Source organism: Azospirillum melinis, from assembly GCF_013340935.1.
GTDB classification, from domain to species: Bacteria; Pseudomonadota; Alphaproteobacteria; order Azospirillales; family Azospirillaceae; genus Azospirillum; species Azospirillum melinis.
In genome coordinates this window covers 155277-164080 of record NZ_WHOS01000013.1, presented here as the reverse complement: position 1 = coordinate 164080, position 8804 = coordinate 155277, and the positions used below count along the sequence as shown (strand labels likewise).

The 8804-nt window shown below is 68.7% G+C and carries 8 protein-coding genes; 2 read left to right on the top strand and 6 right to left on the bottom strand.

Translation table 11 applies throughout. From position 1 onward, the window contains the following. Together GBZ48_RS12725 and GBZ48_RS12720 are read left to right on the top strand one after the other, a co-directional pair. A partial coding sequence (locus GBZ48_RS12725) for a chemotaxis protein CheB (protein ID WP_281362406.1) occupies positions 1 to 681 on the top strand: 681 nt, incomplete at its 5' end. A 46-nt stretch (positions 682 to 727) separates the two neighbouring features. Next, positions 728 to 2620, top strand: coding sequence for a methyl-accepting chemotaxis protein (locus GBZ48_RS12720; RefSeq protein ID WP_174471383.1), 1893 nt, complete (start codon positions 728 to 730; stop codon positions 2618 to 2620). 151 nt (positions 2621 to 2771) lie between these two features. On the opposite strand, the gene GBZ48_RS12715 is transcribed toward GBZ48_RS12720, so the two are convergent. The 6 genes from GBZ48_RS12715 to tauA are packed head-to-tail and all read right to left on the bottom strand — an operon-like array spanning position 2772 to position 8519. Then, positions 2772 to 4169 (bottom strand): aminotransferase family protein, encoded by a 1398-nt coding sequence (locus tag GBZ48_RS12715; protein ID WP_174471382.1) that lies wholly within the window; start codon positions 4167 to 4169, stop codon positions 2772 to 2774. 44 nt (positions 4170 to 4213) lie between these two features. Continuing rightward, on the bottom strand, positions 4214 to 4987 hold the full coding sequence (locus GBZ48_RS12710) for an SDR family NAD(P)-dependent oxidoreductase (protein WP_174471381.1): 774 nt from the start codon (positions 4985 to 4987) through the stop codon (positions 4214 to 4216). Between the two features lie 14 nt (positions 4988 to 5001). Then, entirely contained in the window at positions 5002 to 5751 is a 750-nt protein-coding gene (locus GBZ48_RS12705; RefSeq protein WP_174471380.1) for a sulfite exporter TauE/SafE family protein, read from the bottom strand. 34 nt (positions 5752 to 5785) lie between these two features. Further along, positions 5786 to 6667, bottom strand: a complete 882-nt coding sequence (locus tag GBZ48_RS12700; protein ID WP_174471379.1) for an ABC transporter permease subunit — start codon at positions 6665 to 6667, stop codon at positions 5786 to 5788. Then, positions 6664 to 7467: a taurine ABC transporter ATP-binding subunit gene (tauB, locus tag GBZ48_RS12695; RefSeq protein ID WP_174471378.1), complete on the bottom strand. Its 804-nt coding sequence runs from the start codon at positions 7465 to 7467 to the stop codon at positions 6664 to 6666. Before tauB ends, GBZ48_RS12700 begins: the two co-directional genes overlap by 4 nt. Positions 7468 to 7511: 44 nt before the next feature. Continuing rightward, positions 7512 to 8519 carry a taurine ABC transporter substrate-binding protein gene (tauA, locus tag GBZ48_RS12690; RefSeq protein WP_174471377.1) on the bottom strand — a complete coding sequence of 336 codons (1008 nt, stop codon included), beginning with the start codon at positions 8517 to 8519 and terminating at the stop codon, positions 7512 to 7514. Between the last annotated feature and the right edge of the window lie 285 nt (positions 8520 to 8804).

The window sequence follows — 8804 nt, the reverse complement described above, 5'->3', positions numbered from 1 at the left end:
CCCCCAGTTACTCCCCTCGTTACTCCCCTGGGCCGCACCCGCGCCCCGGAACCGAAGCTGAGCGCCGACGTGATGATGCCGGCCCCCAGCGGCGGGGCGATGGCGCGCACCACCGAGCGCGTCATCTGCATCGGCGCGTCCACCGGCGGCACCGAGGCCCTGCGCGAGGTGCTGGAGGCGCTGCCGGCCGACAGTCCCGGCATCGTCATCGTCCAGCATATGCCGGAAAGCTTCACCGCCGCCTTCGCCCGCCGGCTCGACAGCCTGTGCGAGATGACGGTGCGCGAGGCGCGCGACGGCGACACGGTGCTGCGCGGGCAGGTGCTGATCGCGCCCGGCAACCGCCATATGCTGCTGCAACGCAGCGGCGCCCGCTATCTGGTGGCGGTGAAGGAGGGGCCGCTGGTGTCGCGGCACCGGCCGTCGGTCGACGTGCTGTTCCGGTCGGCCGCCCATTGCGCCGGCGGCAATGCCGTCGGTGTCATCATGACGGGGATGGGGGACGACGGCGCCACCGGGATGCGCGAGATGAAGCAGGCAGGCGCCTTCACCGTCGCCCAGGACGAGGAGAGCTGCGTCGTCTTCGGCATGCCGAAGGAGGCCATCGCGCGGGGCGGGGTGGACAAGGTGGTGGGACTTTCGTCGATCCCGCGCGAGATCCTGCGCCATGACCGCTCGTGACCCCATCCGCTTCCCCTGACGCATCCGTTTGGAAAAGGCTTCCGGCATGTACAGCACCGTTGACGCAGCGGCCATCGGCGGTCCGGGCGGCGCCCTCCCGGGGGCTCCCCAGCCCGGCCCAACCCAGTCCGGTTCGGCCCAGCCCGGCCCCGACGCCGGACTGATCCGCTCGCTGAGCGCCGAACTGCGCGCCGCATCGGCGCCCATCGAGACGACCTTCCTGACGGTCGGCGAAACGCTGTCGCAAACGCTGGAGCGGATGACGGCCATCGGTGGCCGCTTCAGCGCCCTGTCCATGCTGATCGACAGCGAGGATGGCGCCGAGGCTTGCAGGCGGCTGGGCACCGTCCGCAGCGTGACCGACGGCCTGGCGGGCAATCTCAGGCAGACGCTGACCGATCTGACTGATCTCGATGGGACGGGGGCCGATATGGCCGCCCTGCTCGCCACCCTGGCGAAGATCATCGGCGAGATCACCGCCCTGGCGATCAACGCGAAGGTCCAGTCGGTCCAGATCCGCTCCGGCAGCGACGATTTCAGCGTGTTCAACCGCGAAATCGACCGGCTCCACCGTCTGGCGGAGGCGGCGACGACGCAGGCGATCGGACGTCTCGCCGATCTGCGCACGACCATGTCCGCGGCAAAGGACGGCGCCGGTGCGTTCGAGCGCGACAACCGCACCCGCCTGGACGATGTCGGCAGCCGTCTGCAGGCAAGCCTGGACCGCTTGACGGCATACCGCCACACCGCGCAGGCTGCATCAAAGCGCTTCGCCGGCCGTGTCGAGGAGATCGGCCGGCGCATCGCCCGCTGCATCAGCGATCTTCAGGTCGGCGACTTCACCTGCCAGCGGTTGGCCCATATCGGCGTGGCCATGGATGTGCTGGCCCTGCTGGCGGACCCACCCCCGGCGTCTGCCCTGGCACGGGACCTGCGATGGCTCGCCGGGCTGGACCTGGGGCACCGGCAGGATCTGTCGGCGGCGATCTGCACCCTCGAAATCCGCCAGTGCGTCGAGGCGTGCGCCGATTTCGCCAGTCAGGTGGCGTCGCTGAAGGACAATCTGGAAGCGCTTGCCCGCGATGCGGACAGCATCGCGCAGGAAGCCCGGGAGCTGTTCGGGGCGGGCGGTGACATCCCGACCGCCGGCAAACCGGCAGGGCGGTCCGTTCTGCACGATGTCGCGGGCGACGTCGACCGGGCGCTGGAGCTGCTGCATCACTATCGCCGCTCCGACGACATCATCCGCAGGCAGGTGGGCGAAGTCTCGGGCGGGTTCGTCGCCATGGGACGGGACGTTCTCGCCATCCGCTCCATCGACACCGACATGCGGCTGATGGGGCTGAACACGACGCTGAAATGCGCGCGGCTTGGCGATGCGGGGCGGGCGTTGGGCGTGGTTGCGCAGGAGCTGCGCGCGTGCAGCCGCAGGACCGAGGACATGTCGAAGGCGATCACCGAGGCGATCCATGCAGCCACTGACCGGGCGAACGGCCTGGACCGGCGGTCGGGCACCAACCATCGGGTGGCGATGGAGCTGGTGGATGCCATGACCGGCTCCATGGACTGCCTGAAGCGGCTGCACGCCGATCAGATGCGCTCGCTGTCGACCATGACCGGCGATTGTGCGGAGGCCTCCAAGGTGCTGACCGGCACGGTCGGCCGATTGGGTATGGAGCTTCGGCTCGGAGGATTCACCCAACGCTTCGTCGACCGGATGCAACCCTATGCCGGACGGGGAGACATCCATGCCCCGGGAATTTCCGACGACCTGAACCGGCTCTTCGCGTCGCTGTACACCGCGGAACGGGAGAGAAGCATCCATTCCGACCTTTTCGGCGGCCTGCAAGGCGGACGGGAGCAAATCGGCCAAAAGCAACATGGTGGGGAGCAATCCGGCCAGGAGCAGGGCGGCGGGATCGACGAGTTCCTTCTTTGAGACATTGCTTTTGAGAAATTGCTCGTAGCCGACCCGTACAAGCCTGTCGGAACGCGCGGCGGCATCGTGGACCTGCAACGCCGCCTTCCACCGAGCCTGTGCCCCGCATCCGGCGGCGCACAGGCAACTCGGCTTGGGAAAGTGCCGTTCTTCAGCCGAAGACGCGCGACAAGGCGCCGTCGATGGCCGCGACGATGCGGTCGATGTCATCGGCGGTGGCGATCAACGCCGGACTGAGGCACAGCGTGTTGTTCAGGCCGGGAAGCGAGCGGTTCGTCGCGCCGATGATGACACCGTTCGCCATGCAGTCGGCGACCACCGCCTGCACCAGCCTCTCCTCCGCCGGTTCCTTCGTCGCCCGGTCCTGGACCAGCTCGACGCCGCAGAACAGTCCCTTGCCGCGCACATCGCCGACGGCGCGGTGGCGCTCCGACAGCTCCCACAGGCCGGCCATCAGCCGCTCCCCCATCGCCTGGGTGTTGGCGAGGAGGTTCTCGTCCTCGATGATGCGCATGTTCTCCAGCGCCGCCGCCGGCCCGGCGACGCAGCCGCCGAAGGTCGAGATGTCGCGGAAGAAGGACATCGGGTCGGCGGGGTCGTCCTTGAACAGCTCGAAGATCCGCTCGGTCGTCACGGTGCAGGAGATGGCGGCATAGCCGGACGCCACGCCCTTCGCCATGGTGACGAAATCCGGCTGCACGCCGTAATGCTGGTAGCCGAACCATGTGCCGGTGCGCCCGAGACCGCACACCACCTCGTCAATGTGCAGAAGCACCTCGTGGCGGCGGCAGATGTCCTGCACCTTCTCCCAATAACCCTTCGGCGGGGTGATGACGCCGCCGCCGGCGGTGATCGGCTCCAGGCACAGCGCGCCGACCGTGTCGGGCCCCTCGCGCAGGATCACCGCCTCGATGGCGTCGGCGGCCAGCTCGCCGTAATTCTCAACGGCGCCGTACTGGCTGCGGTATTCCAGGCAATGCGGCACCTCGACGAAACCCTCGGGGAAGGGGCCGAACTGGGCGCGGCGCTGCGCCTGCCCCGCCGCCGCCAGCGTGCCGAGCGTGGTGCCGTGATAGTCGCGCTCGCGGTAGAGGATCTTGGATTTGCGGCCGCCATGATGCCGGTGCGCGATCTGGCGCACCATCTTGAACACCTTCTCGTTCGCTTCCGAACCGGAGTTCGAATAATAGACCCGGCTCATCCCCGGCATCTTGCCGATCAGATTCTCGGCGAAGCGGGCGCCGGCAATCGACCCGGCCGAATTGGCGAAATAGTTCAGCTTGACCAGCTGGTCGCGCACCGCGTCGGCGATGCTGGCCCGGCCATAGCCGACATTGACCGTCCAGACGCCGCCCGACACCGCGTCGAGATATTCGCGCCCGGCGGCGTCCCACACCCGCATCCCCTTGCCTTCGACGAAGATGCGCGGGTCGGTCGTCTCGAACCCCTTGTGCTGGGTCAGATGGTGCCAGACATGGGCGCGGTCGGCCTCGATCACATGCCGGATGTCGTTGACGCGTGACGCGTCGTTCCGAAGGACGTCATCCATCGGTCATCTCCTAGGGGTCGGATGCGGTGCCGGTTACGGCGGGATCAGGAAAGCGTGTCGCGGTGGATCTTGAACGGCGCCCAGGACTGGCTCACCGGCATGATCTCCACGCTGTTGATGTTGACGTGGGAGGGCAGCGAGACCACCCAGCGCACCGTCTCGGCAATGTCCTCGGGCTGCAGCGGGTTGGCCCCGCCATAGAGCGCGTCATAGGCCGCCTTGTCGCCGCCGGTGCGCACCAGGGTAAACTCGCTTTCCGACAGGCCCGGCTCGATGGAGGTCACGCGCACGCCCTGCGCCGACAGGTCGCAGCGCAGGCCGAGCGAGAACTGCTTCACGAAGGCCTTGGTGCCGCCATAGACATTGCCGCCGGGATAAGGCCAGTTGGAGGCGATGGAGGCGAGGTTGACGATCAGCCCGCGCTGGGCGATCAGCCGGTCCAGCAGCAGCCGGGTGATGGTCACCAGCCCGGTGACGTTGGTGTCGATCATCGTGCGCCACTGCTCCAGGTCGCTGTCCTGCGCCGCCCCGGTGCCGAGCGCCAGCCCGGCATTGTTGACCAGGACCGAGATGTCGGCGAAGGCGTCGGGCAGGGTGGCCAGCGCGGTGCTGGTCGCCTCCTCGTCGCGGATGTCGAAGCACAGCGGATGGACGACATCCGGCCCGCCCAGCGCTTCGACCAATGCGTCCAGCCGGTCCCGGCGCCGGCCAGTGGCGACGATCCGCCAGCCCTCCGCGACCAGCCGCCGGGCGATGGCGTCGCCGAAGCCGGAAGTGGCGCCGGTGACGATTGCCGTTTTCGGGGCAATGTTCGACATCCTGTGGTTTTTCCTCATGACGGAGTAGTGAAATTCAGGCCCAGGGTGACGGCGGTCTGGATCAGGCCGGCCACCGCCACGGCGAACAGGCCCCCGGAGGCCAGCCGCCGCCAGCCGTCGAGGCTGAGGCGGGCGGACAGCAACCGGCCGGCGGCGAACCCGGCAAGCGTGGGGCCGATGAAGGTCGCCAGCAGACCGACCACGCCGGGGTCGATGGCCCCGACCATGGCGCGCCCGGCAAGGCTGAGCGCATCGACCGCGCCGAAGAACACCGCCAGCGTTCCCTTGATGGTCCGCCGGTCCCGCCCGCCGGCCAGCAGCCATGCCGCGATCAGCGGCCCGCCGACGGCGAAGGCCGCCAGCAGCACGCCGACGATGAAGGCGATGCCGGCCCCGACCGTCCGGTGCCGCAGCCAGTGCGGCGGCTCCCGCACCAGGGCGACGCAGGCCGCCGCGAAGACCGTCACCGCGACCAGCAGCCGCGAAGTGCCGTCGTCGAGGCTGGCGGCGATCAGGCTGCCGCACAGCGCGCCGGCGAACCCCATCGCCAGCATCGGCCGAGCCACCGCCCAATCCACCGCCCCCTGTTCGCGGTCCAGCAGCAGGAAACAGGTCAACAGCAGGTCGCTGACCAGGATGAAGGGGATGCCGGCGGCGGGCGAAGGCAGGAACAGCAGCCCCAGCGCCGCGATCAGGGCGTATCCGAACCCCGTCACCCCGCGAAACGCGGCGGCGAGGAAGGTCACGCCCCCGAAGAGGAGCATGGACATCGGTTTCGCGACCTTCCCTCAGTGTGACTCAAACCTTGCCCTTCCAGGGCACCAGACGGCGTTCCAGCCAGCGCATGCCGAATTCGAACAGGGCGGCGAAGGCGCCGATGACGAAGATCCCCATCAGCACGATGTCGGTGCGCAGGAAGTTGGAGGCGTTCAGCACCATCTGCCCGATCCCGGTGGAGGCGGCGACCATCTCCGCCGCGACCAGTGTCGTCCACCCCACCCCCATGCCGATCCGCAGCCCGACCAGGATGTCGGGCAGGGCCGCCGGCAGCACCACATGCACCACCACCTGCCAGCGGCTGGCGCCCAGCGCGCGGGCGGCGTTGACCTGATCGGCCGCCGCCGCCGACACGCCGGCGCGGGCGGCCAGCGCCACCGGGGCGAAGCAGGCGAAGAAGATCAGCAGGATCTTCGAGGTCTCGCCGATGCCGAACCAGATGATGACCAGCGGCAGATAGGCCAGCGGCGGCAGCGGCCGGTAGAATTCGATGAAGGGGTCGAGTGCCGCGCGCAGGGCCGGGCTGAGGCCCGTCGCCAGCCCCACCGGGATGCCGATCAATGCTGCCAGCACAAAGGCGCTGACCACACGCACCAGGCTCATGGCGATGTGTTCGGTCAGCGGCGCGCCGTCGATCCGTCCGTCCACCGCATCCAGGAAGGCCTGGAAGACCGTCCCGATCTTCGGCAGGAACAGCGGCTTGACGACGCCCTGGCCGGTCAGCGCCGCCCACAGCGCCAGCGCCGCCAGGATGGCCGCCATGCTGATCAGCGCCGGCTGCGACCGGAATCCCTGCATCCGGCGGCGCAGCCGGTTCAACGGCACCATCCCGGCCGGGATGCCGGTCAGCCCGGCGCCTGGGCTTTTGGCGGATCGCACCTGCTCCGTGGCGGTGGGTTTCATGCGGCCTCTCCTGTGGCGGCGTCGTTGCGGTGGTCGCTGCGCTCGTGAATGAAGCCCAGCACCCGCTCGCGCATCGCGATGAAGTCGGGGGAGGATTTGACCGACCGGGCATCCTGCCCGGCCAGGAAGCGCCGGCTGAACTCCAGCGGGATCGTTTCGGCGATCCGGCCGGGGCGCGGGGTCATGATGATCAGCTTGGTCGCCAGGAAGATCGCCTCCTCCACCTCGTGGGTGATGAAGAAGGCCATTTTCCGCGTCTCCGCCCACACCCGCAGGATCAGTTCCTGGATCTGTTCGCGGGTGAAGGCGTCGAGCGCGCCCAGCGGCTCGTCCATCAGCAGCATGCGCGGGTCGGCGGCCAGCGCCCGGGCGATGCCGACGCGCTGCTGCATGCCGCCGGACAGCTCGTAGATCCGCTTGTCGGCGAAGGACGCCAGCCCGACCAGCTCCAGCATGCTGCGGGCGCGCCGGCCGCGTTCCGCCCTGCCCATGCCCTGCATCTTCAGCCCGAAGGCGACATTGTCGGCCACGCTCAGCCAGGGCATCAGGGCGTGGCGCTGGAACACCACGCCGCGGTCGGCCCCCGGCCCGGTGACCGGTTTGCCGTCCAGCAGGATTTCCCCGTCCGTCGGCGGCAGGAAGCCGGCGATGCAGGACAGCAGGGTCGTCTTGCCGCAGCCCGACGCACCGAGCGCCACCACGAATTCCCCCGGCTCGATGGTCAGATCGACCCAGGACAAGGCGACGGTGGCGCTTTCCCCGCCGCCATACTGGACGCTGACGTTGCGGACTTCGAGCATGCTGGGCCTCCTGAGGCGAAGGAATAGAACTGCGGACCGGACCGTTACTTGGCCGCCGCCTTGACCACGTCGGCGGTCACGAAGGGGGTGTAGTCGGGGGCCAGTTCGGTGACGCGGCCCTGGCTCTTCAGGAACTCGGCGGTCGATTTCAGCGCTTCTGCGGCACCGCCGCCCAGCCACTCCTTGGATGCCTGCTCCTCCAGGGTCGGGAAGCGGTAGGCGGCGAGCCCGTCCGGCACGTCGGCTGGGGCGGCGCCCGTCCATTTGGCGATGGCGGCGGCCTGCGGCGAGGTCGCGGTCCAGCTATCGCCGGTCTTCGCGTAATCGGCGTCGGCGGCGGCCAGCAGCTTGACGAAGGTCGTCATGAAGTCGGGGTTGGCGGCCATGAAGGCCTTGGTGGCGACGATGCCGTCGAAGGTTGCCTTGCCCTTCTTCGCGAAATCGCCGGCGCTGGCGATGACGGTGCCGTTCTTCTTCGCGGCGGTCAGGACCGGCGCCCAGATGAAGGTGGCGTCGATGTCGCCGCGCTCCCACGCCGCGGCGATTTCCGGCGGACGCATGTTCAGCAGCTTTACGTCCTTGCCCGACAGCCCGGCCTCCTGCAGCGCGTACATCAGCTGGTAGTGGGAGGTCGACACGAAGGGCACGGCCACCGTCTTGCCCTTCAGGTCGGCGATGGACTTGATGCCGCTGCCGTTGCGGGCAACCAGCTGTTCGGCGTTGGCGATGTCGTCCAGGATCCAGAACAGCGTGATGGGAAGACCCTGGGAAGCCGCCGCGGCGATGGGGGAGGAACCGGCTTCGCCGATGTCGACATTGCCCGACGCCATGGCACGGATCACGTCGCCGCCGCCGCCGAACTTCACCCATTTCACGGCATAGCCGGTCTTCTTCTCCAGATCGCCGCTTTCCATCAGGACGCGGATCGGCGTCATCATGTCCTGATAGGCGAAGGTGACGGTCTTCTCCGCGGCCACGGCCGGGGCGGAGGCCCCGAACAGCGCGCCGATTGCGACGAAGGCGGTGGCGAGCAGGGTCTTGCTGAAGGTCATGGCGGGGTCTCCGTCGAGGCCGGTCAATCCGATGCGACCATTGGGCCGATGCGACCATTAGGCCGATGCGGCCATTAGGACCCAGCCGCCGCCCCCGCCGAAAGGTCCAGATCCTCCCGCTTTGCGGCAGTGACTGGTCCGGTGCCCGATCCGCTGCCCCATCCCGCGCCATGTGGCGCCCCTTTGGGCAGACGCCTGTCCGGTAACCATCCCGGCCGCCACAATCGGCGCCGTTCCGCCCGTCACCGGCCGGCACCCTTCTTGCTTTTCCGCATACCGGGGCAG